This is a genomic window from Spirulina sp. CCNP1310 (assembly GCF_034932185.1).
Taxonomy (GTDB): Bacteria; Cyanobacteriota; Cyanobacteriia; order Cyanobacteriales; family Spirulinaceae; genus Spirulina.
Window position 1 is genome coordinate 27,832 of the sequence record NZ_JAYGHW010000013.1, and the last position, 24,662, is coordinate 52,493.

Sequence of the window (24,662 nt, forward strand, 5' to 3'; positions counted from 1 at the left end):
AATTTGCTATGGCTTCGCTCAATGCTCAAGCGTTATATCAAACTGGCCAATATAGTGAGGCTATTTCAGCCTATGAATCTGCAATTCAAGCTAATCCAGATATAAAAAGGAATTATTGGTATTTAGGTTTAGTTTTACTACTTATTGGTCAAAGTGAGCAAGCGGAAGCAACCTGGTTAATGGGAATGTGGGGGGGAGAGTCTGAAGAAGTTGAAGAATGGCAAAATGAACTCATTACCGTACTGAAAGAAGAAGCATTTTATCAAGAAATTAAATTAGAAGCTAGTGAAAAAAGTTTAAAGATTCGCGAAAAGATTCAAGAGCTTTTCCCCAATTCTCTCGAAAACAATTTACAAATTTTGCGCCTCCATTTACAGGCAAAAACCTATGCCAGTGAAAAACTAAATCAAGCCAATCTTTTAACCCTAATTGAACAAAATCAAACCTCTTTTGATCATTTTTTATTCATGGCAGTGATTCAAGAAATCCTTAACATTGATCCTACCCATGAACAACTTTTAGAGCTTGTTGCCTTAAGTATTCCTTGTTTTAAGCAATCTAGTTATCAAACAGAATATGCAAACCTTCTAGGACAATCTGCTAAAAATATTGGCTATATTCAATATCAACCCGAAATTGCCGCAGCATTATGTGAAGAAGCCCTAAAGTTAGATCCTAATAATACAGAATTAACCGCATCGCGGGCTGAATTTTATCAAAATGGGGATCAATACCATAAAGGAATTGAAGCAGCAAAACAGCACCTTGAATTAGTGACCACTCTAGCGGATCGCATTGATGGACTCAAAACACTGTTAAAAGCTTTGGTCATTACTGGAGGGAGGTGGGAGGAAAGTACAAAAGTTTTTCAAGAGCAAATAACATTATTGCATGAATTTGTACAGGTGCGGCCCCAAGATCTTACCCTAGAGCAAATTGCGCGTCTATTTAACAGTTATTTTTTTGCGCCGTATTTTGCGGATCAGCCTGCTCAAACCCATCGCCTCCTCCAGCAAATTAATCAAGTCTGTGCAGAAAACACAGCCCATCATGCTGCCGAACGTCAAACGCGGTATTACCAAGGGTATCAGGAACGTTTAAAGGGTCGTGATCCTCATCGCAAGCTGAGAATTGGCTATCTTTCTTTTTGTTTGCGTCGCCATTCTGTGGGGTGGTTGGCCCGTGGTTTATTTGAACATCATGATCCAGAAAAGTATGATCTTTATGCCTATTTAGTGACAATGCCAACCCATCAGGAATCTTTGCAAGATTGGTATATTAGTCGTGTAAAAACGGCATTTAAATCGACAAATGTTAAGGATTTAGCCGATGCAATTTTTGAGGATGAAATTGATATTTTAATTGAACTGGATAGCATTACCGTTGATACGACCTGTAGTGTGGTGATGCTCAAACCTGCTCCGATTCAGGTTACTTGGTTGGGTTGGGATGCGTCCGGGATTCCCACCATTGATTATTTTATTGCCGATGATCATGTCTTACCCGCCAATGCTCAAGATTATTACCATGAAAAAATTGTGCGGTTGCCCCAGAGTTATATTGCCTGCGATGGCTTTGAAGTCGGCTTGCCCACCTTACGCCGCGAGGATTTAGAGATTCCACCAGAGGCGATCGCCTACTACAGCGTCCAAAAGGGCTACAAACGCCACCCCGATACGATGCGCCTCCAATTGGAAATTATCAAAGCTGTACCGGGGAGCTATTTCTTAATCAAAGGCTCCAACGACACCGAAGACATGGAACGCGCCTTCTTAAACCTTGCCGATGAAGTAGGCGTAGAGCGCGATCGCCTCAAATTCCTCGCCGTAGACTACAGCGAACCCACCCACCGCGCCAATATGCTCATCGCTGATATTGTCCTCGATACCTACCCCTACAACGGCGCAACCACAACCATGGAAACCCTCTGGATGGGGATTCCCCTGGTAACGAGAGTGGGCGAACAATTCGCCGCCCGCAACAGCTACACCATGCTGATCAACGCCGGAGTCACCGAAGGCATCGCCCACAACGCCCAAGAATATGTTCAATGGGGCATCCGCTACGGCACAGATCCCGAATTGCGCCAGAGCGTCCACCAAAAACTCCAAACCGCCCGCCGCACCGCCCCCCTCTGGAATGGGCGACAATTTGCCAGCCATATGGAAGCCGCCTATGAACAAATGTGGGCGGACTATCTAGCCGGTCAGCCAGTGGAAGAACTGGATGGAAAAGCATCTTTTTAAAGACATTTTCCGTCATCATCAAAGGCAGCCCAAGGCAATCCCCTGCCCTCAACTACCCCCTATTTCTCTACCCACAGATGATCATGATCAATTTTTCCACGGTGCGATCGCTCGCCCTCGCTAGCCTCATCACCACCGCCCTCTTGCTCCCCACCGCCGCCCAAGCCGCCGAAGAAGTCGTGATTACCTATGGCTTTCTCCGCCACTCCATCCCCGTTGCCGACTTAGCCGAATTTGCCGAAACCGGCAAACAATCCCCCGCCTTGGGGCTATTGGTGGGGTTAAGCCAGCAAAGCCCCGCCACGCTCCAAACCGCCCTCAAACGCACTGTTCCCGTGAATAGCCTCGTCATTCAAGGGGCCTTGCAAACCAGCCAAGGCGAAAACGCCTTAACCGAACTGGGGCAAATTATTCACCCCAATAACGAAGCTGAACGAGTCCCCGCTCTGCGTACCACCTTGGGGAATTCTGCCCTGGATGGTGAGCTTTCCCTGCTGGAGGTGATGGAAAATTATCCCCATGACCAGATGTATGTAGATGGGATGAAGTTGGTTGAAGCAGTACAGAAGGCCCGCCCCTTGCTTGAATCCGTGGGCGATCGCCTCGAAACCGTTCAATCTATCCTCAGTGCTTTAGGCTTTTAAGCCATCGGTTTTCCAGAAAAAAGTGATCCAGGGCGGCAATTGTGTCAAAATGTAAAGCGTGTGGATTACTTCTTCGACCCAACAAGCCCTAACCCCAACTGCCCTAGCCCTCGGTAACTTTGACGGCCTCCACCGAGGGCATCAAACCGTCATGGCTCCGATCACGCGGGGGGCCTTGGGGGAAAATTCCCCACTGATCTCTACCGTTGTCACCTTCGACCCCCATCCGCGAGAATTCTTCTCCGGCCAACGTCGCCCCCTGCTCACGCCATTAGATGAAAAAGTGCAGCAGTTGGAGGCCTTTGGCATTGAGCAGTTAGTTTTACTCCCCTTCACCCAAGCACTCGCTCACCTCAGCCCCCAAGCCTTTGTCGAAGATATTTTAATCGCCCAATTGCAAGCGAGACGGGTGGCGGTGGGGGCAGATTTTTGTTTTGGGCGCGATCGCTCCGGTACAGCGGCGGAATTAAGGGCGATCGCCTCCCCCCACGGTTGCGAAGTCCTGATCACCCCCCTCCATTGCCAAGGCTCAGAACGGGTCAGCAGTTCCGCCATTCGCCAGGCCCTCGCCCAGGGGGATATTGCCAGCGCCACCGCTGGATTGGGCCGCCCCTATGCCCTCCAAGGGGTCGTCGTTCAGGGGCAACAATTGGGCCGTACCCTCGGCTTCCCCACCGCTAACTTACAAGTCCCCGATCATAAGCTCTTGCCCTGCCATGGGGTTTATCGCGTTGAGGTGGTGGGGGATTGCTTAGGAAAATCCCCGCTCTTGGGCGTGATGAACATTGGCCGCCGGCCTACCGTAGGGGGAGAATTACAGCGCACGATAGAAGTGCATTTGCTCGACTGGACTGGCGATCTCTATGGTCAAAAACTGACGGTGTACCTCGATAAATTCCTCCGTCCCGAACAAAAATTTCCCTCCCTCGCTGCCCTCAAAGCCCAAATTGCCGCCGACTGCCAAGGGGCGCGGGTTTAACCCCCCCTGTAGGGGCGAAAAATTTTTCGCCCTAAATTTTTCGCCCCGACGCGCTTATCCGCAAACCTGACCATTAACCTTGTAGTCGTGGCAAGATCAGCAACAACGCAAACCGCGCAATTTCTATGAGTAGTGACCTGATGTTTGATGCTTCTACCGCGATGAGCGATCGCATTGCCCGTTTAAAAGCCAATTTAGCCAAGGCGATCGTCGGTAAAGATGAAGCGATTCGCCTCGTCTTGGTGGCCCTGATCAGTGGTGGCCATGCCTTGCTCGAAGATGTCCCCGGCGTGGGTAAAACCCTCTTGGCGAAATCTTTGGCCCGCTCCATTAACGGCAAATTTCAGCGCATCCAATGCACCCCCGACCTTTTACCCACCGATATTACCGGCACAAATATTTGGAACCCCAGTAGCGGCGAATTTGAATTTCTCCCCGGCCCCGCCTTTGCTAACATCCTCCTAGCCGATGAAATCAACCGCGCCACCCCCCGCACCCAATCCGCCCTCTTAGAGGTGATGGAGGAGCAACAAGTCACCATCGACGGCAACGCCCGCGCCGTCCCTCATCCCTTTTTCGTGATTGCCACCCAAAACCCCATCGAATATCAAGGCACATTCCCCCTCCCTGAAGCCCAAATGGATCGCTTCACCCTGGCCTTATCCCTCGGCTACCCCACGGAAGCGGAAGAATTGCAAATGCTCCAACGTCACCAATTTTTAGGGGTGGATCAATTGCAGCCCTGCATTAGCCCGGAGGAAGTCCTTGAACTGCAAGCCGCAGCGCGTCAAATCACCATCAAGTTAGAACTGCAACAATATATCCTCAGGATAGTCCGGGCCTCGCGGGCTGATGCGGAGATTACCCTAGGAGTCAGTCCAAGGGGAACCGTTGCCCTCCAACGGGCTGCCCAAGCCTATGCCTTAATTGAACAGCGGGATTACGTTGACCCTCAGGATATTAAAGATTTAGCGCCCTACGTTTTAGCCCATCGGATTATTCCAGCGGGGGGGAAACAAGGCCGGGCCATTATTGAACGGTTGATCAATTCAGATAAAGTGCCAGTGGATGATGCTTAACTTTTTACAAAAATTACAACAATGGGGCCGCCGTTTTTCCCCCTGGAAAACGGTGGGGTTGCTCTTGCTGGGGGGGATGGCGATCGGATTTGGGTTGGCGATCGCCCTCCAAACCGCCCCCGCCCTTGCCCAAGGCGTGAAAGCCCTCGACCCCGTACCCCCGGAATTTACCCTCCGGCAACAGGTTTATGTGGAGCGTTGCGGCAGTTGCCATGTGGCCATTCCCCCCGCCCTCTTGCCCCGGGAACGGTGGGAAGAGTTAATCCAACGGCCAGAGCAGCATTTTGGCGTGAATCTGCGCCAAAGCCACGGCGATATTCGCGCCCTTTCCAATATTGATATTCGCCTGATGTGGGATTACATCCGAGCCACATCCCGCAACGCCCAAATTCGCGAAACCCTGCCCACTCAAGTCAGTAGCTCCCGGTTTTTCCGCGCCCTCCATCCCAAAGTTGCCGAAAGTTGCCGCACCCTAGCGGGAATAAATTGCCCCGATCGCATCACGGTACAAACCTGTAGCGTTTGTCATCCCCAAGCCAGTGATTATGATTACCGCACCCTCGCCCCCGGCTGGGAGTTGGGGCTTTAAACAGGGTCGCGGAAGACGTAAAAGCGGGGGCCCGATGGGGGTAAATTGGCCGCCGTGAGCGTCAGGGTTTGACCGCTAATGCGGGTGACTTGCTCCCCAGGCACAAGGCTGAGAAACCGATCTAAACCGTCAATCTCGCAGGCATTGCCATCGGCAGCGGCGGTGCGGTAATGGGTGGGGACGACAATTTTGGGGTTGAGGGCATTAATGGCGGCCAGGGCCTCTTCCGCGTTATAGGCCTTGGGGCCACCCCCCACAGGCACAAAGGCCAGATCCGGCCGTCCCATCAGAATCCGTTGCTCTAAACCAATGGGGCCAGCGGCTCCCCCCATGTGGAGGATGTTAATACCCCCCTGTTGCCATTTCCACACCACATTCATACCAAAGCGACGACCTTCAAGGCGGTCATGGGGGACGGCAATGCCCTCATAGCGCCGGGAATTGAGGGTATAGGCCCCTGCTTGAAAGAGAATGCGAGGATTGCCCGGCAAATTGGGGGAAGGCGCACCTTCATCCAACAGGCGACTACTCATCAAGACAAAATCCACCGCAGGCACGGGTTCACGAAATCCAGCGGTACAGCCCAAGGCCCGAAAGGGATTGACTAAAATCCGTTGGCCATTGCCCGTGAAGAGGGCTGAGGTGTGGCCAAACCATTGGATGGCTAGGCCAGCCCCTTGGGCTTCGGCGGCGGGGGCGGTGAGGCTATGGTGGAGGCCGAAAGTGCCTAGGGCAGTGGCTCCGAGATAGCGGAGAAAGGTGCTTCGCTTCATGAATTTGAGAGAGTTTTAAGGGGCAATGAGCTTAAAAAATTACGCAGGAGTGTCTTACCCATAGGGGTGAGGACACTTTCTGGATGGAATTGTACGCCTTCGAGGTGGGGGTAGTCCCGATGGCGTAGGCCCATGATCGTGCCATCTTCCACCCAGGCGGTAATTTCCAAGCTGCTGGGGAGACTGGAGCGCTCCACCACTAAGCTATGGTAGCGAGTGGCGGCGATGGGGTTGGGTAAGCCCGCAAAAATGCCGAGGCCGTTGTGATGGATGTCGGAGGTTTTGCCATGCATCAGGCGGGGGGCAGAAATGACGTTGCCGCCAAAGACTTGCCCTAAGCTTTGATGGCCTAAACAGACTCCAAGAATGGGAATTTTTGGCCCTAACTCCCGAATCACCGCCAAGGAAACGCCCGCATCATCGGGGCGGCCAGGGCCGGGTGAAATGACGATGCCATCGGGGGCGATCGCCCCAATCCCCGCCACATCAATTTGATCATTGCGCACAACCCGGATCTGTTGAGCCACGGGAAACTCGCGCCCCAGTTCCCCTAAATACTGCACTAGGTTGTAGGTAAAGCTGTCGTAATTGTCAATAACCAGCAGCAAAAACGGTTCTCCTTCTGTTTAACGTGAAAATAGGGTGAGGGTGAGGGCCAATAAGGGCGGCACAAGAATCAGACCCGCGACCAAGATTGAGGCGATCGCCGCCACCAACACCGCCCCCGCTGCACAATCCTTCGCGATTTTCGCCAATTCATGATAATTCTGTTGCACCGTCAAGTCCACCACCGATTCTAAGGCGGTATTCAATAATTCCAGCACCATCACCAAAGCACAGGTTAGGGCCACAATGGCAAGCTCAATGGAACTCACCCCCAAGCCCACCCCCAAAATTACCGCTAAACTGGCAATCACCGTATGAATCCGAAAATTGCGCTGGGTTTTAAAGGCGTAGTGAATGCCTGCCCAGGCATAGCGAAAACTGAGCCACAGGTTAGGGGCAATTTGCCAAGCAAACTGACGGGGTTTAGAACTACGGGGAGGCATAGCAATATAGAGCGACGGAACAGGGGTTACATCGCATTGGGGCGGACGATGGGAATTAAGGGTCATGACCTTCACTCAAGGAGGACAATCAGCAGAGGAATGGAGCCAGTCAAGGGCGTAATCGTCAATAAAAGGATTGCTGTTGAACTCAAGGGTGGTTGCCTGCTCATTCCCCTACCGTCCACTGTTCTAACATCAATTGTCCCCCCTTCGATGTTTTCATTGGACAAATAGCGTCTTGGGGGCTTCTTGGCGAGGGGGGTGATGCCCCTCGCCCCCCAATGTAGAGGGGGGCAATCCTAGGCAAATCAAGGCTTGGCGTGATTTTCGACATCGGCATTGCCGGCGCATTCCCCGCCGAGAAGGGTTTTAGGGGGCGATCAGGGCGATCAGGGCAGTTTGTTGGGCCAACATGGCGGTCAATTGTTCCTCATCGGGGTGATCCCAGCCGAGGAGATGTAAAACGCCGTGACTGGTGAGCCAGATTAATTCTTGACTGAGGGAATGGCCTTGGGCGATCGCCTGCCGTTGGGCCGTTTCCACGGAAATGATCACATCCCCCAAATCTAAAGGCTCTCCCGGCGGCAACGGGGGGATAAAACCCTGCTCTAACGCCGCAAAGGCCAGTACATCGGTGGGGCGATCGACCCCCCGATACTGGGCATTATATTGGTGAATTTCCCGATCATCGGTAAATCCGAGGCTCAACTCATAGGCCGATGCCAGGGGCAAGCTTCCCCCCAAAGCCTCAAACCAGAGCCGCAACCAAGGTTCCCATTGTTCCGGGTCAATGGGACTCAAACCCTGGGGGTCTTGGAGATTAACCGTAACATCCATCAGCGCGTCAGGTAGGCCAAGCCAATCAATAACCCCAACAGGCCCATGGTGGAAAGGAAAAAATGTTTCAAGGATGTACCCCGTTTTTTGACCATATTGCGCATGGCTAACTTAACGTAGCTCGCCTGCTCTTCTGGGGGTGCTTCAGGGGTTTCAACCGTTTCGGGGGCTTGGGGTTCTGCCATGGGAAAAAAGGGCGGATTTTTGATCAATGGCAAAATCCCCCAAGGTTTTGGAGGATTGTGCGAAGGAGTGGAGCAGAGTTAAAACTTGTTGAGGTTGAGGCCGGCTTCCTTGGCCACGGCCTGTAAACCGTGTTTTTGAACGGTTTTGAGGGCTTTGGTGGAGAGTTTCACTCTCACCCAGCGATTACCTTCGGGCCACCAGATCCGTTTCCATTGCAGGTTAGCTTCCTGGAGTTTTTTGGTGCGGCGGTGGGAGTGGGAGACGGCGTAGGCGTTATTGGCCTTTTTGCCGGTGAGTTGACAGCGACGAGACATGGGAACCTCCTGAGCTTGGGTTGAGTTCTAAGCAGCAACTTCCCAGTTTAACACTCTCGCCATCTGATGCCTAGTCAAAATCCCGCCACACCTTTCGCTAAAAACCTGGATACAGTGCCGCAGATCATGAAAACCTTTGGATCTAATCAAAAAAATTTACCAATATGGTAAATTTTTTTACTAATATGCTAAAGTTTTACTAGAACACTTGTATGGAAATTAGCTTTAAAGATAAAAAGCTAAAAGCCCTGTGTGAACAGTCAAGCCTAGCGCAAAAGAAGCTGGGAACCCAGATGGCCAAAAAGTTGCGCTCTCGACTAGCGGATCTTAAGGCTGCCTCAGTGGTAACAGACTTATGTGCCGGGCGGCCCCACCCTCTATTAGGGGATCGAGAAGGAGAGTTTGCGTTAGATCTGGCGCATCCACAGCGGTTAGTTTTTGTCGCTGATCACAAACCCATCCCTAAACAGGATGATGGCAGCATTGACTGGAGCCAGGTAACACAGGTTTGCATTGTAGCGATCGAGGATTATCACAAAAGAGGGCAATCATGATGAATACATTGCAGGCTTTTTCCCCAGATTGGGTTTCACCACCTGGGGAGACCATTGCCGACCTCCTCGAAGAGCGGGACTGGACTCAGGCGCAACTTGCAGAGCGTTTGGGCTACACCACTAAGCACATTAGTCAACTGATCAATGGCAAGGCCCCCATCACTGAGGATACTGCTTTGAAACTGGAGCGAGTCTTGGGCAGCAACGCTGTGTTTTGGCTCAATCGTGAAGCTCAATACCGGGCTGAGGTTGCCAAGATTGAAGAACAAAGTCTGCTTCTATCTTGGGTAGATTGGTTGGATCAGTTACCCGTTAAGGATCTGATGGATCAAGGCGTTATTCCCAAGTGCCGATTGGATGCGAAGCATAAACCCACGGTGGTTAAAGATCTCCTCACTTTTTTTGGTGTTGCTTCTCCCGATGATTGGCAAAAACATTATGTCGGGATGCAAGCGTTGTTTCGGAAAACTCGCCATGATCAATGTGATGTCGGGGCGATATCAGCTTGGCTAAGGCAGGGAGAAATTGCGGCTGAAGAGCTACAGATCCCTAAATATCAAAAGGCTAAGTTTGAAAAAGCGGTGCAGGAACTCCGAAAACTAACGGTTTTAGAGCCAGTGGAGTTTTTGCCAACAATCAAGCAACTTTGCTGGAGTGCTGGGGTTGTTTTGGTTTTTGTTCCCTCTGTTCCCCGCGCCCGTACCAGTGGGGTTGCTCGCTGGCTAAATCTTCATAAGCCTTTAATTCAGCTCTCATTTTATGGAAAAACCAATGATAAATTTTGGTTTAACTTTTTCCATGAAGTGGCTCATATTTTACTCCATGCTGATCAGAAAAAAGACATTTTTTTAGATGATTGGGAGCAAGGTGAGAAGCTTGAATCTCAACAAGAGAGAGAAGCAAATCAATGGGCTAAGACGTTTCTGATTCCATCTGAGTATGATGCAGAACTTCTTGACTTAAAAACCAAAGATGCTGTTACAAAGTTTGCAGCAATGTTGGGGATTCATCCGGCAATTGTGGTGGGTCGATTACAGCATGATAAAAGAATTTCCATGACATGGATGAATGAATTTAAGCAGAAGATTGAGATTCCGACAGAGGTTGATCGGTTTGGCGATCGCCAGCGATCTTGATAGCTGTTTGCTCATCTCAGCGGGGCTGTATCTCATCATCAAGATCACTGGGCATGATCGGGACGATCTCCCCCATATACAGGACTGCGGTGATCGCCATTGTCAACCCTTGGGAAAGATCGGTTAAGATCTAGAGTTAACCCCCCTGTTGTCAAAATTTGGTGAAGTCCTATGAAAACCCGTGCGCCCTTAGGCTATGCGCCACCGACGATCCGACCGCTGCAAATGCGGGATATAGAGGCGATCGCCACCCTGGCGCAACGGGTTTGGGATGAATCCCGCCTTGAAGATTGGCAAAAAATTCACGGTAAACTCACTCAATTTCAACAGTGGTTTGGCCTGCTCAACGTCCTGCGCCTCTTCCCCAACCTGATTCGCCATCAATTTTGCTTCTATGTGGCGGAGCAGGATAACCAACTGCGGGGCATGATCCATGTTTCCCCCTTTAATCGCAGCCGCACCACTTGGCGTGTGGAGCAGGTGATGGTGGATGCTGCCACCCAAGCGATTCATTCAGGACTGAACCTGAAAGATACCGGCTCCCAACTGTTGCGCCATTGCTTCGAGGCGATTTGGGAGGCCCGGACTTGGGTGCTGGAGGTGAATATTCAGGATAAATCCACCCTGGCCCTCTATCGCCAAAATGGGTTTCAACCCCTGGCTCAGGTGACATCCTGGTCAATTCCCCCCGCTGCCCTAGAGCGGATCGCCCACCATGAACCCTCTTTCCCCAATCTGTTGCCGGTGGGGAATGCCGATGCTCAATTGCTCTACCAATTGGATACCGTATCAATGCCGCCGCTGTTGCGGCAGGTGTTCGATCGCCATGTGGAGGATTTTAAAACCCCCGTTTGGCGGGCGATCGCCAATAAAATTCACCGCGCCGTTCAGCAAACGGAAGTGGTCAGCGGCTATGTGTTTGAACCCCAACGTAAAGCCGCCATTGGCCATTTCGCCCTCACATTGCATCGGGGAGGTGACAAGCCCCATACCGCCGACCTCACCGTTCATCCCGCCTACACCTGGCTCTACCCGGAACTGATGGCCCAAATGGCCAAAGTCGCCCAAACCGTCCCCGGCCAACCCCTGCACATCACCTCAGCGGACTACCAAACCGAACGGGAAGAATATTTTGAAAACCTCGGTGCGGAACGCTGCCACCATACGCTGTTAATGTCCCGCTCCGTTTGGCACAAACTCCGGGAAACCAAACCCCTCGAAGGGTTACAACTCCAGGATATGCTCGGGCTACAGCCCGCCCGCACCCCGATCCCGACGCGGATGTCCTGGACAAAATTCCTGAAACGGGAAACTCCCCCCAAACCCCCGAAAAATCATCCCCCCGAAACCCAAGTCTAGGATGGAAAGGCTTTCGGTTTTAGGGTTGGATGTGGGGCGCAAGCGCATCGGCGTGGCCGGTTGTGATGGCTTGGGGTTGATTGCCACGGGCCTAACGACGATTGTGCGCCAATCCTTTGCGGCGGATGTGGCTGAGTTTAAGGCGTTGGTGGAGGAGCGGCAGGTGCAGCGGTTGGTGGTGGGGTTGCCCTATACGATGGATGGGGCGATCGGCAAGCAGGCGCAACAGGTGCAGCACTATGCCCAACGCCTGGCCCGGGCCTTGGATTTACCCCTCGACTATATGGATGAGCGGCTCACCTCCCTAGAAGCAGAGGCGCAAATGCAGCAACAACGACTCTCGCTGCGGGACAATAAAGGTTTAATTGATCGCAAAGCCGCTGCGATTATCCTCCAACAGTGGCTCGATCAACGCCGCTATACCCTGGCTCATCCCCGTTCGTAGTACCCGACGGCACAAATCACCTGACCATGCCTGCAAGGCAGAACCCCTAGGCTAAAAGAGATTTCCATTTCTGCCTTCTGCCTTCATCCTTCATCCTTCTCTTAACTGCCCATGTTCCCTAAAGCTGACCTCCTCAAAGGTGTTGAACACCGCGAAGCCGTAACCCGTGTTTTAGATCAAGCCGACCAAGCGGTACGGACTTGGGAGGTGGTGGTGACGGATTTTTTGCCGCCGCCGGTTTTGGCTGAGGCCACAGGGGTTTTAGGTCGCCTCACGGAAGTAGCGGGTTTGGCTTGGGGGGGATATCCCCAGGCGGAAAGGCAACGGCTGGCGATCGCCCGCTCCGAGTTACCCCTTGATACTGAACAAGTGGCTTTAGCGGCTTTGGAGGTGGCGGGAAATTTTCTCTTTGACCCCGCTGATCATCGGGATTTCCTCGGCTCGATTTTGGGAACGGGGATTACGCGGGAGAAGGTGGGGGATATTGTTGTCTTGGGGGAACGAGGGGCGCAGATCGTTGTAGTGCCGGAGTTGGTGGATTTTTTCTGTGCCAGTTTGGTGCAGGTGCGGTCTGTGCCGGTGAAAACGCAACCGATGGCGTTGAGTGAGTTAAAGATTCGCCCCCCCAAACGGAAAGAATTAACGACGGTGGAGGCTTCTTTACGGTTAGATGCGATCGCCTCTGCCGGGTTTGGCATGTCCCGCAGTAAGATGGCCGATGCCATTGCTGCCGGGGATGTGCGGGTGAATTGGAAAGATATTAGCCAACCGAGCTATAACGTCCAAGCTGGGGATCTGATTGCGATGCGGGGCAAGGGCCGGCTAGAGGTGGGGGAGGTGGCGATCACGAAAAAGGAACGCTATCGGGTGCAGTTGACGCGGTTGGTGTAGATCCCCCCGGCTACGCCGACCCCCTTAACAAGGGGGTGTACTCTTGAACCCCCCTTTTTAAGGGGGGCAGGGGGGATCCTGCTTCGCCTAAGCTGAGGATCCCCCCGGCTACGCCGACCCCCTTAACAAGGGGGTGTACTTTTGAACCCCCCTTTTTAAGGGGGGCAGGGGGGATCCTGCTTCGCCTAAGCCTATGAACCCACAAACCCCAAAGTGAGGCTATCGGCGGCTAGGAAATGATCGAGGTGATAGGCGCGTTCTTCGGTCTCTAGCAAAATTTGCTCGTAGACGTAGCGGGTGGCGCGATCGCCTAAACTTTCCGCCTGGGCGGCTTGGCGGCGTAGCACTTGGATGATTGCCTGTTCAGCGGCGAGGTCATGCTCCACCATAGCGCGGCAGTTAAACACCCCATCCACTTCCGGCGTAAAGCAACAGAGTTCCGCCAACTTGCCAAAACTGGCGGCGGGAATGCCTCCCAAACCATTGAGCCTTTCCCCCAAGCTATGAACATGGCCCTGTACCGCCTCATAGCTCTCATTGAAGAAGGCATGGAGGGAGTAAAACTCCGCACCATTGACGACAAAATGATGCTTTTGGTATTGCAGATATAGCCCTTGGAAGCTAGACAAGAGGATATTCAGCCCTTCACAGACCGGCGTTGTGACGCTGGGATCCAGGAGGACAGGATTTTCCCCGACGGTGCCGAAGGACTGAACGAGATTGTTAGTGGTCATTTGAAAAGTATTCTCCCAGAATAAAATCCGATGAGCGCCGGATCAGCATTGGAATTTCATGATGAAAATCAGTGAAACCCTAGGCGTATCGGCACTTAAGGGATTATAACCTAGACTTCGATTAGAAATCTGCCTAGATTTTATTGCTAATAGTTCTCATTTGTCTAGTTTTATGGCTATACTGACTTTAAAGTTCCTTGCAATTGTCCAGGGCAGTGGCACTGCCCATTGACCTTACTTTTAAGATCGCCCTATGCCTCCCCGTCATCGTCTTGCCCCCCATCCCACCACAGTTCTGACCTTGGCCATTAATCCCAGCGATCGCTGGCAAGTGTACGCTCGCCTCCGAGAACTGGAAATCGACTGTTGGTGTAGCCATCACCATCCCCTCCAGGTCGCCCTTAGTAGTCCGGGGGCCGCCATGCAATGCTGGAGTGTGCTCCAACAGTTCACGGCTTCCCGCCAGGCGTTGATTGATTACCTTAAAACCTGCTGGCAGTTGCCCTAGATCACTGCTTTTTCGCTCTGTCGTTTAATTTGTCGTTATTTTTTCTCATTTACAACCAATGTCGCAAACCACGAAAACCCCGATTCAATGCACAGGTACGTTATTGGGCTTTATTTATCACGAAGGGACAAAACTGAAGTATTTACGGGTGACGGTGGAAGGCCGAGAATATTGGTTCAAAGTGGCCAAAGATCTCCGCAAGACCCTTGATTCCCAAATTCAGCCGGGGGCAATGGTGTTGATTACGGGCCAGCAAGGGCGATCGCTTCAAACCGGGATCCTCAAGCTGAAGGCGGAAACCGTCACCCTTGCGGGGGCGAATGCCACAACCCACCCAGCCCCCACGGCTAAATCGACGGCTAAAACAAAGCCTGCGACAATTCTGGTCTGCCAAAAATCCAGTTGTCGGAAACGGGGGGCGGATCAGGTGTGCCAGGTGTTGGCGGCGGAAATGCGCGATCGCCAACTGGATCACATCACGATCAAGCCCACGGGTTGCTTAAAACAGTGCAAACAGGGGCCAAATTTGGTATTTCTGCCAGAACGGGCCAAATATAGCAAGGTCAAGCACCATGAAATTCCGGATCTAGTGGATAAACATCTAGCTCCGACGGCATCAAGAAAATAGCAAGATAGAAAAAACCCCAGGAAAACCTGGGGTTTTTTGGGGTTATGTTGGTTGATGGTGATGGATCGGAGCGGCGGGATTCGAACCCACGACCCCCACTACCCCAAAGTGGTGCGCTACCAAGCTGCGCTACGCCCCGTTATTGTGCTTATCCACCATAGCATAGGCTTTTGAAAATTGGCAAATTTTTTAAACTGAAATTTTGCTATACCAGAGGGGTTCGTTGTTTTGCCTGTGGTTGCTGCTGCTGTGGATTTCCCCCCTCCCTTTGCTGAGATCACCCCTAGCCCTGAGGCCATGGAGCGCGATCGCTCCTCCCTCCTTGCGGGTTTTCGGGCCTTGGGCGATCGCCACCTGCTCACGCTGCGCCTTTCCCCCCCATGGGGCGGCCAAGGATTGAGTCAGGGGGCCTTTTTTGATTATCAATTGGCGTTGGCCCGTCATTCGGGAACCCTCGCTTTTTTGCAAACCCAGCACCAAACGGCGGCGGCTTTCATTGCCCAAGGGGAGCAGGAGGCGCTCAAAACTGCCTACCTCCCAGCGATGGGTGAGGGAAAAATCGGCGTGGGGGTGGGCTATTCTCACCTACGACGGTCTGAACCGGCCTTGCAAGCGTTGCCTCTCTCTGAAGGCTATCGTTTAACAGGGGGGATTCCTTGGTTGACGGGTTGGGGCATTTTTGAGGCGGTGGTGATTGGGGCGACGTTGCCCGATGGTCGGCTGTTGTTTGGGTTGATTCCCTTTGAGACGGGTGGGGGTTTAACGCTGAGTGAGCCGCTGGCGATGGTGGCAATGGCGAGTACGCAGACGGTGAGTGGGCGGTTTGATGATTATCTTTTGGGGGGCGATCGCCTCCTAGCGATCCATCCCCCCCAATGGATGGCGCAAAAGGATCGGGAAAATGTTTTGAAGGGTACAGCTTTTCCCTTGGGGATAGCGGGGGGGGCGTTGGATTTGATGGGGGGTTGTCCGGGGGTGGAGGTTTTAGAAGGGCAATGGCGGGATTGTTGGGGGGCGATTCGGGGCGGTGATGTTGGTGATCCCCATCGGTTACGGGGGGAGGTGATCGCTTTGGCGGGTCGTTGTACGTTGGGGGCGATCGCTTTTGCACGGGGGGCGGCGATTGATCCGAATCATCCCGCCCAGCGGCTTTATCGGGAGTTAATGATATTCACAATTTCGGGGCAAACGCCGCTGATTTTAGGGGGAATTCTGGGGGCGATCACCGAGGATAATTCTACTTTAACTCACATTCCGTAGGGTGTGATACGATGGTAAACAAAGAAGATTTTTTTATATTGCTTATCAAAATCATGAAAATAAAAAAAGTATAAACCTGCAACCAAAACAAATGTTCATCATTAAAAATAAGCTTACAAGTTATGAGTCCCAGGATGTCAAACATTCATCATTCCTCTGATACTCAGTCTAATTCTCAGAAGATAGAAGGAGATATTGAGGAAAATGTATCACCAAGTTCCTATTCCATTACGAGTTACAATGCTGACTATCCAGTGGATGGGTTAGTCAAAAGAATTCAACGGCAAGATATTCATATACCAGAATTTCAGCGTTCCTACGTATGGAAAAAGGAACAAGCGTCCCGGTTCATCGAATCATTGTTACTGGGTTTGCCTGTTCCGGGCATTTTTTTAGCAAAAGAACCTAAATCAAATAGGCTCATTGTTATTGATGGTCAGCAAAGGCTCAAGACACTTCAGTATTTTTATGAAGGGAAATTTCCTATTAAAAGTAATGAAGATCAATATCAAGATTTTTTCTTGGTAGATGTTGCCGAACAGTTTGATGGAAAAAGCTATGCAACTTTACTTGCCAATGATCAAAGGCAACTAGATGATTCTATTTTGCCCGCAACAATTGTGCGCCAAGAAGAACCCAAAGAAGAATTTAGTACAAGTATGTATTACATCTTTGAGCGCCTTAATACTGGAGGAACGCAACTGTTATCACAAGAAATTAGAGCATCTATTTATTATGGAGAATTTAATCAGCTTTTGAATGAGTTAAATAAATATGAAGTTTGGCAAAAAATATTCCAGGGAAAAGAAAATTCTCGAAAACCCGATCCTAGCAAAAGGATGAAAGATCGTGAACTCATTCTTCGATTTACTGCATTATATTTTGCAATGAGTTCATACAAAAACTCGATGAAAGATTTTTTGAATGATTTCATGATGAGCAATCGAAATTTACAGAAATATTCAGCACTTGAAATCACACAGGTCTTTCAAAAGACAATTAACACGATCTACCAAGCCATTGGGATAAAAGCTTTTCGTCCTCGTCGTGGGCTTCATGCTGCTGTATTTGATGCTGTCATGGTGGGTGTTGCCCATCGTCTTGAAAATGGAGAAATAGAACAAAAGTCTCGTCTTAATCATGCCTATGATGAGTTGCTACAAAGTGAAGACTTTTTAGCTTCTAGTATTAACTCTCGGCAGATGACTAATATCAAAAATGTTCAAGCAAGAATTTATCTCGCTACTAAAAAGTTTCAGTCTATTCCTTAGCATAGTATGCCTCTTCAGAGCTTTCATCAAGGGAAAACAAAAATTGATTCTCTCATTAATAAGGCCAAAAGAATTGATGATCTGGAAATCAAGAATGATTTTGCTCGTTACATTACAGTGCGAATTTCAGGGTTTATTGAAATCACAGTTCGTGAATGTTATGACCAATATACAAGCAAGAAAGCATCCCCTGATGTTCATAGATATGTGACTAGAAAATTGAAGAGATTTCAAAATCCAAGGGTTAAAGATATTATTGAATTAGCAAGAGACTTTAATGAAGGTTGGGCAGCGGAACTAGAAAGCGTTGATATGGAAATGAGTGATGCCGTTGACAGTATAGTTACGATTCGTCATAGTGTTGCTCATGGTGGAAATCAAGGTATTACCTTGGCAAATGTAGAACAATATTACAAGCAGGTCTTAAAATTTTTAGAATTGATTCAGAAGCAGTGCGAAATTATCTGAATTAAATAAATCTCACATTCTGTAAGTTAACAATAAAATACCGCTTACATTTTTGAAGGTCAGGTATTTAACCCATTTGGAGGGCGATCGCCTCGTTTTCCAGTTAAGTCAGGATCAGATTTATTTGCTTGACCCCCATGAGCGCAAAATTGCGTTGGTGGCACGGGGGTCTTCTCCCTTGGTGGTTCTACCTCGATAAATATTCTCAGCCTAGAAACCGGGTTGATTTTATCTTCTCATTTTTCCATAACATCCTCTCAAAAACCCGGTTTCTTAAAACTGGATCAACGCCTTGACTTCCATCGCTGCGGCTTCGTCTAAATATAAATGGCTTTGGGGATGGTGGCGGAGAAAACTGGCGGGGCAGGTGGCGCTCATGGGGCCGGTGAGCAGTTTTGCAACAATGGCCGCCTTATGCTCCCCTTGGGCTAAACACAACAACTCCCCACAGCGAAAAATCGCCGGTAACGTCAACGTAAACGCATAATCCGGCACAGCCGCCAAACTCGAAAAATGCCCCTGGCCATACTGCTGCGCCCGATTCTCAGCATCCAACCGCACCAACTTAACTGCATAAGGGTCAGCAAAATTTGCCACCGTCGGCTCATTAAACCCCAAATGTCCATTATTCCCCACCCCCAAACAACAGAGATCAATGGGAGCAGATTCGAGGAGTTGAGCATAGCGATCGCACTCCCCCACTGGCTCCAAACAATCCCCCTGGAGATAATGAAAGGCTTGGGGATGAACAAGATCCGCAATCCGGGTTTTTAAATAATGGTGAAAACTGGCGGGGTGATCCGGGGCAATGCCTAAATATTCATCCAAATGAAAACACACCACCCGCTCCCAAGGAATCCCCCGATCCGCCACCAACAACGCCAAACAATCCCGCTGGGAATTCCCCGTCGCCCAAATAATCCGCGCCTCCCCCCGCGCCGCCACCGCTGCCAAAATCACCCCCTTAATCCGCGCCGCCGCCGCCACTGCCACCGCCGCCGCATCGGAATAAAGAGTAACGGTGAGGGCATCCACAGCACGGGTTAACATAACATTAAAAATCAAAACTATCCTGAGCTTCTTCCCATCATGCCACGGATCAACCCCTACACCCTCCAAATGCAAATCACCCGGATGTTTGAGCAAAATCAAACCTTCTTCGTTGAAACCAAAGTGCAAGATTGGCTCCGGGAACGCAACGAAGACCCCGACGCATACGAGATCATCTTCCACAAACACCCCGCCCCCCCCGGCTCTGATCAAATCATTGCCATTGAAATTGAACTGAAACGCAAAGATGGCGAACCCGTCGATGAATGGTTGCAAGCGGAAGCCAACCGCCACGCCTAGGGTAGCGTTAGGGGTGGGGGCGGTGGACAGTGAAACGTGAGCGGCTCCCCTGTGCGGGGATGGTGAAAGCTTAAGTGGTGGGCATGGAGCCAATAGCCACAATCCCCAGGAACGGGATAAGTGCCGTTTACTGGCTCAAGCTTCAAACCGCCGCCAACCCCATAAAGCGGATCACCCAACAGCGGATGACCTGCCGCTGCTAAATGGATGCGGATTTGATGGGGGCGGCCGGTGGGAATCATCACCGCCAAAATTACCCCCGCCTTTTCCCCCAACCGCTCTACCCGACTTTCCGCTGCCATCCCCTCCGTTGCCCCGTAAACCTTTCCCAGGGTGGGATGGGGCAGTTTACCGATGGGTTGGGTAATGATCAGCCGTTCCCCATGGCTCCAATCCGCCACCAAAGCGCGGTAAACCTTCACCATCTGCCGTTCCCGGATTTGGCGGCTCAATTCCTGCCGTGCTAAGGGGGTGCGGGCCCAGAGCATGATCCCCGATGTGCCGCGACCGAGGCGATGGATGGGGGCAATGTCGGGGTATTGCTGTTTGAGTTGAAATAAAAGCGTGTGTTCTAAAAAGCCGCCTCCGGGGAGGACGGGGAGGCCGCTGGGTTTGACGATGAGTAGGAAATCTGGATCATGGTGAAGCACTGTAAAATCTAGCGGGGCAGGGGGTTCACACCAGGGGGGACGGTGATAGGTGAGGGTTTGCCCTGGGGCTAAAACTGTGGTGGCGGTGGTGGGTTGGCCGTTGAGGTGGATTTGCCCTTGGTGGAGGCGATCGCCCCAATCCCCCCGACTCAAATGGGGATACCGTTCACTGTAATAGTCCAAAACCATCCAACCCTGATAACGGGCGCTAATCCGATCCCGATAAATCCAACCCTGATTCAAGGTCATGAGCATTTCCTCAATGTGGGGACGCAAAATTTTTCGCCCTCCTGATCTTTGGCCCCTCCCCTTCCCCAGAACCCGCCTTGACGGGGGAGGGGCGTTGGCGTAAGCCTGCCGGAGGCACATCGCTGGCATAATGGGGAAGACTTTTTGAGCAATTCTTTTAGTTATGCGTTGTGCGATTATCAGCCGAGCGGGTCAAGTCCTCGCTAGAGGGGCGCTCATTCTGCGGGAAACCGAAGGAGGGGCTTGGCGATTGGACTTAGAAACCGATGGCGGCCGGCAAGTCCAGGGGGGGCTGGTGGGTTCCGATGGCAACCTCACCGAAGCCAGTCAAGTCCTGTTTGATCAGTTTTTTGACGTGTGGGGCATGAGTAATCTGACCCTAACTGTAACCCTCCGTTAATGTTTGTGATTGGCCATGGACATCCAGTTTAGAATGAGTGGCTATCCCCTCCATTGAGGGAAAGATTGGCTGTGGTAGGAAAAGGCAGGCGGGTATGACCAAGATTCTCGATGAGATTAAAAGCCGTGAAGTCACGGGGGTAAGCGATCGCCTCAATATGTTGGTGGCCCAAGGCTCCTACCGTGCCTTTAGTTTTTTGCCCGCCCGCTACCGCTGGATTGTCCCTAGCTTAATTGAAAGTGTGTCTCTGCCGATTCCCGAATTTCCGCAAGTCAAGGCGGAAATTTTAGCAACGCTGACGGGCCAGGGAGAGGAGGCGGTGGCGGTGGAGGCGGAAATTGTCGCGCCGCCGACATTACTCTATCCCGCCTATCGTTGTGTGCGGGGCAACCCGTTTGCCTGTGAATGGCCCGGCCAAACTTTAGTAGAAGATCCCACCGCCACGGCTTGCCTCCGCTGCACATTTCCAACGCTGATCCCCCCTGAAACCCGCCTGCAAGGACGCAAAGGCCAGTATCAGATTAATGAATTTTTTAAGGTGCGCAATTGGGGGCGACTGTACCATGGCATTGATCTGAGCGATCGCACCCCCGTTGTGATTACGGAATTTCTCCTTCCCGATCGCTACTTCAACCCCAATGAAACCCAAAAACGCCGAGATCTCTACAACCAAGTCACTGGCATTCACCTCGCCGATGGTCGGGAGCAAGAACTGCGTTTGGTATCCCCCGATGATGCGATCGCCCCCTTGGGGGAACAGCGAGCCTACCTGATCACCCAATCCAGCCTAGACACCTTCCCCACCCTCGCTGAATATCTCTCCGCCACCGGGGCCATGTCCCCCTTTCAGGTGCGCACCGTCCTCCTCCAACTCCTGCAAACCCTCGAAGGTCTCCACGGTCAAAAATATCGCCTCCCCTCCGGCGTGATTCAACTGGGCATTTACCACGGCAACCTTTCCATTCAGAGCGTGCTGATCGTCCCCACGTTCCAAGGGTTTTACGTCTACCTGGCTGACCCAGCCCTCTGGCAACATCTGTTCACCCCCCCCTTACTCGAACCCGCACAACCCTCAGCCTTAGGGGATTTGGAGGCCTTGGGGAAAGTGGCCTTTTACCTGCTAGCGGGGCGACAATTTGACCCCGCCACCCGCGCCCCCCTCGATCCCGCCTTTGGCGATAATTGGCCCGCCGATCTTCCCCTTCCTTTTCGTCAGTTTATTGAATCGCTCCTGGGATTAAATGCCCTGCCCTTTGCCAATGCCAGCATTGCCCGCCAAACATTGTTGAAGATTCAACTCCCGGAGGATATTCCCCAGGCGGTGAAACCGGAGGGAGAAGTGGTGGTCAAACCCTTGAAAAAACAGCGGCCCTGGTTGTTAATCTTTGGGGGATTGTTGGGGCTAATCCTCATTGCGCTGTTGATTTGGTGGTTTAACCGTCGCCCCCGTTCTGAAGCACCGGAACGGCCAGTTTCCTGTTGCATTGAGCAAATTAATGGCTTCCCCAAAGGTGAATTTGTGTTTACCGGCGAACAGGAGGGGATTTGGACCTACATTTGGCAGCAGGCGAATTTAATCCTGAAAGATGAAACCCTCGCGGCCATTGTCGAAGCACGGATGAACCCCGATGCGGAGGAACCGGCCCCAGAAGAACCCCCAGCGCCGGTCACAACACCGACGGCAGAAACAACGACAGAAACAACGACAGAAACAACGACAGAAACAACGACAGAAACAACGGCGGCGGATGGTTTAAGTGATGAACTGGTGGAGGTTGATCAGTTTTTATTGGATTATCGCCCCCAACCTTCTGCCACGGCAGCCATTGCCCAGGTGCAGGAACAGCAAGCGGAATTTGCCCTCAGTAGTTTAATTGAGAATCTCCCGGCGGATTTATGGTTTTCGCGGGTGGCCTACGATGGCATTGCGGTGTATGTGGCCTTTAGCTACGCAACCCGCGATCGCAACCTCCCCAACCAACTTCAGGGTACGATCACCCTCTCCCAATTGCGCCAACTCTACACCGGGGAAATCGTCAACTGGCGGGAATTGGGGGGGCCGGATCTGCCGGTGAAGTTGTATATTCCCGCCGACGAGGAGGCGGTGCAGATTTTTGAAACGCGGGTGTTGCAAGATCCAGAGGCGATCGCCACCTTCCGCCGCCTTGCTACCCAACGCACCCGCGCCAGTGCCGTTAGTACTGAAATTACCCGTCTCTCGACGTTCCGCACCCTTAATGCTGTCATTCAGGATTTTGAAGAGCGTAATGTGGGGGCGATCGCCTTTGGCAGTTTGAGCCGTATTTTTGGCCAATGCTCCGTCTATCCCCTCGCCCTCCAAACGGGTCTCAATGCCCCCGTTGCCCCCCTGATTGAAGAGAACGGACGACCCATTTCCCCCGCAACCGATCTCTGCAATAACAAAGGCAGCTATCGCACCAATATCGCCGCCATCCGCAGCGGTCGTTATCCCCTCGCCTACCCGATCACGCTGATCTACCCCCGGGATAACCGCCGCGCCCCCATTGGGGAAGCCTTCGCCGATGTCCTGCGCACCGATGAGGGGCAATTGCTCCTGCAACAGGCCGGCTTAGTCCCCCTCCGGGAAATTCCCCCACCGGAGCCTTAAGTCTCCGATGTCCGACGCACCGTTTTAGCTCAATCAATGGTGCGTCAGCCGTGACGCTGCTCTTGGGCATCATCAATTAACCCCTCTGACGCACCCTACTCTTCCTACTTGCGCTATGAGCCAGGGATATCCCTGGCGATTTTAGGAAATTGGGATAACCCTCACTCATGCTGAACAGATGAGGGTTTGGGGATCATGGAGTGAGTCCTCAAGGAAACGTTAATTTTTATGAATTTTATGAGTTTTCTTCAGCCAAGATTAACGACAACCTGCCAAAAATTCCTGACATTTTTACCCAATTCCCCGAATTAATACGGATAATCTGTGAAAGCTGATGAACTATTTGCGGATCCCCATTGGGTATTTACGGATTTTTACATTTATGGTTGGTTTTTACAAATGTTAACAAGATGAGTTTATGCAGTCAATGCAGGCCCTCTACAGTGGCAAAATCGAAGAAATATTATAAAATTCAACAAATCAAGGTAAAACTGGACAAACGGTCAAACTGTTAACAATAAATTCACAAGTTTTTCACGATGATTTGATTATGTTAGAGCATTCGCTAAATTGTGATTGAGGTAGAGCAATGGATAGTGTTAGATTGACCACGGGAACGATCGCTAATCTCCCCATGGATGGCCTAAGCGTTGATTTCTCGATCACCACCATTCAAGAAGTGAGCATCTTGCTCTTAGCCCTGGTGTTTGCTTTAGTGCCGGCTTCAGTGGTGTATAGCGTTCTCCGTCGTCGCCATGTCCCTTGTAATCGCTTCACGCTCCTCATTGTTGGTTTTGCCTTGATGCTCAGTGTGAGTTGGGTGGGTCAAAGCTGGCAACTGATCCATCCCGATGCCATCTGGGTGGTTTTTGCCCATTTGCTCACCGTGGCCTTCGGAATCACCCTCACCCTCCATCTTTTACCCCGCCTCCATCAAATTTTTTCCCTGCCCAGTGCTAACCAGTTGATGTTAGTTAACCAAGTGATGCAACGGGAAATTAATGAACGCAAACAGGCGGAAGCCACGTTAAAGCAACTCAATGAAGAATTGGAGATGCGGGTGGAGCAGCGTACCATTGCCCTCCAAAGTGCGCTGCTCCAACTCCAAGGGGAGATGGTTGAGCGTTCAGAAGCAGAGCAAGCCTTGCGGGAGTCTGAAGCCCAATTGATTGATCGGAACCAAAAATTGGAAACAACCCTCAATGAATTGCGCCTCGCTCAATCGCAACTTGTCCAAAGTGAAAAAATGTCCAGTTTGGGGCAAATGGTGGCGGGGATTGCCCATGAAATTAATAATCCGATTAACTTTAGGGAACCTCGAAAAAAAGATTGTGTTTGCAAAGTACTCGTTCAAAACCCTTTGTCAGAAGTAAATCAGTTCTATTTTTGTGACTTATCCTCTCTTCACACCATCCGTTTCTCTCCAATCTCCCA

27 protein-coding genes, 1 tRNA gene and 1 pseudogene are annotated in these 24,662 nt (G+C 51.4%); 19 read left to right on the top strand and 10 right to left on the bottom strand.

All coding sequences use genetic code 11. The features are described from left to right. Positions 1-8 precede the first annotated feature (8 nt). From VB712_RS05435 to VB712_RS05455, 5 genes are all read left to right on the top strand, one after another. Complete coding sequence (locus tag VB712_RS05435) at positions 9-2,246, top strand: O-linked N-acetylglucosamine transferase, SPINDLY family protein (protein ID WP_323252920.1); 2,238 nt, start codon at positions 9-11, stop codon at positions 2,244-2,246. 83 nt (positions 2,247-2,329) lie between these two features. Then, positions 2,330-2,890, top strand: coding sequence for an alpha/beta hydrolase (locus VB712_RS05440; protein WP_323252921.1), 561 nt, complete (start codon positions 2,330-2,332; stop codon positions 2,888-2,890). A gap of 58 nt (positions 2,891-2,948) precedes the next feature. Then, entirely contained in the window at positions 2,949-3,869 is a 921-nt protein-coding gene (locus VB712_RS05445) for a bifunctional riboflavin kinase/FAD synthetase (protein WP_323252923.1), read from the top strand. Positions 3,870-4,030: 161 nt separating this feature from the next. After that, positions 4,031-4,948 carry an AAA family ATPase gene (locus VB712_RS05450; RefSeq protein WP_416236260.1) on the top strand — a complete coding sequence of 306 codons (918 nt, stop codon included), beginning with the start codon at positions 4,031-4,033 and terminating at the stop codon, positions 4,946-4,948. Further along, positions 4,941-5,537: a hypothetical protein gene (locus VB712_RS05455; RefSeq protein WP_323252927.1), complete on the top strand. Its 597-nt coding sequence runs from the start codon at positions 4,941-4,943 to the stop codon at positions 5,535-5,537. Before VB712_RS05450 ends, VB712_RS05455 begins: the two co-directional genes overlap by 8 nt. On the opposite strand, the gene VB712_RS05460 is transcribed toward VB712_RS05455, so the two are convergent. The 6 genes from VB712_RS05460 to rpmB all read right to left on the bottom strand — a co-directional run bounded on the left by VB712_RS05460 (position 5,534) and on the right by rpmB (position 8,696). Beyond that, complete coding sequence (locus VB712_RS05460; protein WP_323252929.1) at positions 5,534-6,310, bottom strand: MBL fold metallo-hydrolase; 777 nt, start codon at positions 6,308-6,310, stop codon at positions 5,534-5,536. The genes VB712_RS05455 and VB712_RS05460 overlap by 4 nt on opposite strands. Further along, positions 6,307-6,918: an aminodeoxychorismate/anthranilate synthase component II gene (locus tag VB712_RS05465; protein ID WP_323252931.1), complete on the bottom strand. Its 612-nt coding sequence runs from the start codon at positions 6,916-6,918 to the stop codon at positions 6,307-6,309. The genes VB712_RS05460 and VB712_RS05465 overlap by 4 nt, the downstream gene beginning before the upstream one ends. A gap of 18 nt (positions 6,919-6,936) precedes the next feature. Next, positions 6,937-7,425 carry a diacylglycerol kinase family protein gene (locus VB712_RS05470; protein WP_323252933.1) on the bottom strand — a complete coding sequence of 163 codons (489 nt, stop codon included), beginning with the start codon at positions 7,423-7,425 and terminating at the stop codon, positions 6,937-6,939. Between the two features lie 303 nt (positions 7,426-7,728). Beyond that, positions 7,729-8,196 carry an rRNA maturation RNase YbeY gene (ybeY, locus tag VB712_RS05475; RefSeq protein WP_323252935.1) on the bottom strand — a complete coding sequence of 156 codons (468 nt, stop codon included), beginning with the start codon at positions 8,194-8,196 and terminating at the stop codon, positions 7,729-7,731. Next, positions 8,196-8,381 carry a DUF3285 domain-containing protein gene (locus VB712_RS05480; RefSeq protein ID WP_323252937.1) on the bottom strand — a complete coding sequence of 62 codons (186 nt, stop codon included), beginning with the start codon at positions 8,379-8,381 and terminating at the stop codon, positions 8,196-8,198. Before VB712_RS05480 ends, ybeY begins: the two co-directional genes overlap by 1 nt. A gap of 78 nt (positions 8,382-8,459) precedes the next feature. Then, positions 8,460-8,696: a 50S ribosomal protein L28 gene (gene rpmB / locus VB712_RS05485; protein WP_323252939.1), complete on the bottom strand. Its 237-nt coding sequence runs from the start codon at positions 8,694-8,696 to the stop codon at positions 8,460-8,462. A 212-nt stretch (positions 8,697-8,908) separates the two neighbouring features. Here rpmB and VB712_RS05490 point away from each other — a divergent pair, with 212 nt between their 5' ends. The 5 genes from VB712_RS05490 (at position 8,909) to VB712_RS05510 (ending at position 13,081) form a co-directional block, all read left to right on the top strand. Beyond that, entirely contained in the window at positions 8,909-9,250 is a 342-nt protein-coding gene (locus VB712_RS05490) for a hypothetical protein (RefSeq protein ID WP_323252941.1), read from the top strand. Beyond that, positions 9,247-10,386, top strand: coding sequence for a HigA family addiction module antitoxin (locus VB712_RS05495; RefSeq protein WP_416236259.1), 1,140 nt, complete (start codon positions 9,247-9,249; stop codon positions 10,384-10,386). Before VB712_RS05490 ends, VB712_RS05495 begins: the two co-directional genes overlap by 4 nt. Positions 10,387-10,557: 171 nt before the next feature. Beyond that, positions 10,558-11,745 (top strand): GNAT family N-acetyltransferase, encoded by a 1,188-nt coding sequence (locus VB712_RS05500; RefSeq protein WP_323252944.1) that lies wholly within the window; start codon positions 10,558-10,560, stop codon positions 11,743-11,745. A 1-nt stretch (position 11,746) separates the two neighbouring features. Next, positions 11,747-12,190, top strand: a complete 444-nt coding sequence (gene ruvX / locus VB712_RS05505; protein ID WP_323252946.1) for a Holliday junction resolvase RuvX — start codon at positions 11,747-11,749, stop codon at positions 12,188-12,190. Between the two features lie 111 nt (positions 12,191-12,301). Further along, a complete protein-coding gene (locus tag VB712_RS05510; protein ID WP_323252948.1) occupies positions 12,302-13,081 on the top strand; it encodes a photosystem II S4 domain protein in 780 nt (259 codons plus the stop codon). Between the two features lie 191 nt (positions 13,082-13,272). Here VB712_RS05510 and VB712_RS05515 read toward each other — a convergent pair whose 3' ends face one another. Beyond that, positions 13,273-13,815, bottom strand: coding sequence for a Dps family protein (locus VB712_RS05515; protein ID WP_323252949.1), 543 nt, complete (start codon positions 13,813-13,815; stop codon positions 13,273-13,275). A 253-nt stretch (positions 13,816-14,068) separates the two neighbouring features. Between VB712_RS05515 and VB712_RS05520 the strand changes: the two genes are divergently transcribed. Beyond that, positions 14,069-14,323, top strand: coding sequence for an Asr1405/Asl0597 family protein (locus tag VB712_RS05520; protein ID WP_323252951.1), 255 nt, complete (start codon positions 14,069-14,071; stop codon positions 14,321-14,323). A gap of 58 nt (positions 14,324-14,381) precedes the next feature. After that, positions 14,382-14,951, top strand: a complete 570-nt coding sequence (locus VB712_RS05525; RefSeq protein WP_323252953.1) for a (2Fe-2S) ferredoxin domain-containing protein — start codon at positions 14,382-14,384, stop codon at positions 14,949-14,951. 65 nt (positions 14,952-15,016) lie between these two features. Here VB712_RS05525 and VB712_RS05530 read toward each other — a convergent pair. Next, a tRNA-Pro gene (locus VB712_RS05530) sits at positions 15,017-15,090 on the bottom strand. Between the two features lie 95 nt (positions 15,091-15,185). Here VB712_RS05530 and VB712_RS05535 point away from each other — a divergent pair. The 3 genes from VB712_RS05535 to VB712_RS05545 all read left to right on the top strand — a co-directional run bounded on the left by VB712_RS05535 (position 15,186) and on the right by VB712_RS05545 (position 17,950). Then, positions 15,186-16,211 carry an acyl-CoA dehydrogenase family protein gene (locus VB712_RS05535; protein ID WP_323252955.1) on the top strand — a complete coding sequence of 342 codons (1,026 nt, stop codon included), beginning with the start codon at positions 15,186-15,188 and terminating at the stop codon, positions 16,209-16,211. 134 nt (positions 16,212-16,345) lie between these two features. Then, the gene (locus tag VB712_RS05540) at positions 16,346-17,482 is read left to right on the top strand and encodes a DUF262 domain-containing protein (protein ID WP_323252957.1); all 1,137 of its coding nucleotides are present in this window, start codon (positions 16,346-16,348) and stop codon (positions 17,480-17,482) included. 6 nt (positions 17,483-17,488) lie between these two features. Next, positions 17,489-17,950 carry a HEPN domain-containing protein gene (locus VB712_RS05545; RefSeq protein ID WP_323252959.1) on the top strand — a complete coding sequence of 154 codons (462 nt, stop codon included), beginning with the start codon at positions 17,489-17,491 and terminating at the stop codon, positions 17,948-17,950. Between the two features lie 273 nt (positions 17,951-18,223). Here VB712_RS05545 and VB712_RS05550 read toward each other — a convergent pair whose 3' ends face one another. Further along, on the bottom strand, positions 18,224-19,000 hold the full coding sequence (locus VB712_RS05550) for a glucosamine-6-phosphate deaminase (RefSeq protein WP_323252961.1): 777 nt from the start codon (positions 18,998-19,000) through the stop codon (positions 18,224-18,226). A gap of 39 nt (positions 19,001-19,039) precedes the next feature. Here VB712_RS05550 and VB712_RS05555 point away from each other — a divergent pair, with 39 nt between their 5' ends. Continuing rightward, entirely contained in the window at positions 19,040-19,300 is a 261-nt protein-coding gene (locus VB712_RS05555) for a hypothetical protein (protein WP_323252963.1), read from the top strand. Here VB712_RS05555 and VB712_RS05560 read toward each other — a convergent pair. Next, the gene (locus VB712_RS05560; protein WP_323252965.1) at positions 19,297-20,199 is read right to left on the bottom strand and encodes a pseudouridine synthase; all 903 of its coding nucleotides are present in this window, start codon (positions 20,197-20,199) and stop codon (positions 19,297-19,299) included. The two genes, VB712_RS05555 and VB712_RS05560, sit on opposite strands and share 4 nt — an antisense overlap. 163 nt (positions 20,200-20,362) lie before the next feature. Between VB712_RS05560 and VB712_RS05565 the strand changes: the two genes are divergently transcribed. From VB712_RS05565 to VB712_RS05575, 3 genes and pseudogenes are all read left to right on the top strand, one after another. Further along, positions 20,363-20,599: a hypothetical protein gene (locus VB712_RS05565; RefSeq protein ID WP_323252968.1), complete on the top strand. Its 237-nt coding sequence runs from the start codon at positions 20,363-20,365 to the stop codon at positions 20,597-20,599. Positions 20,600-20,693: 94 nt separating this feature from the next. After that, positions 20,694-23,228 carry a PstS family phosphate ABC transporter substrate-binding protein gene (locus VB712_RS05570; protein ID WP_323252970.1) on the top strand — a complete coding sequence of 845 codons (2,535 nt, stop codon included), beginning with the start codon at positions 20,694-20,696 and terminating at the stop codon, positions 23,226-23,228. A 589-nt stretch (positions 23,229-23,817) separates the two neighbouring features. Further along, positions 23,818-24,662, top strand: a pseudogene (locus VB712_RS05575) (hypothetical protein); the annotation flags it as partial.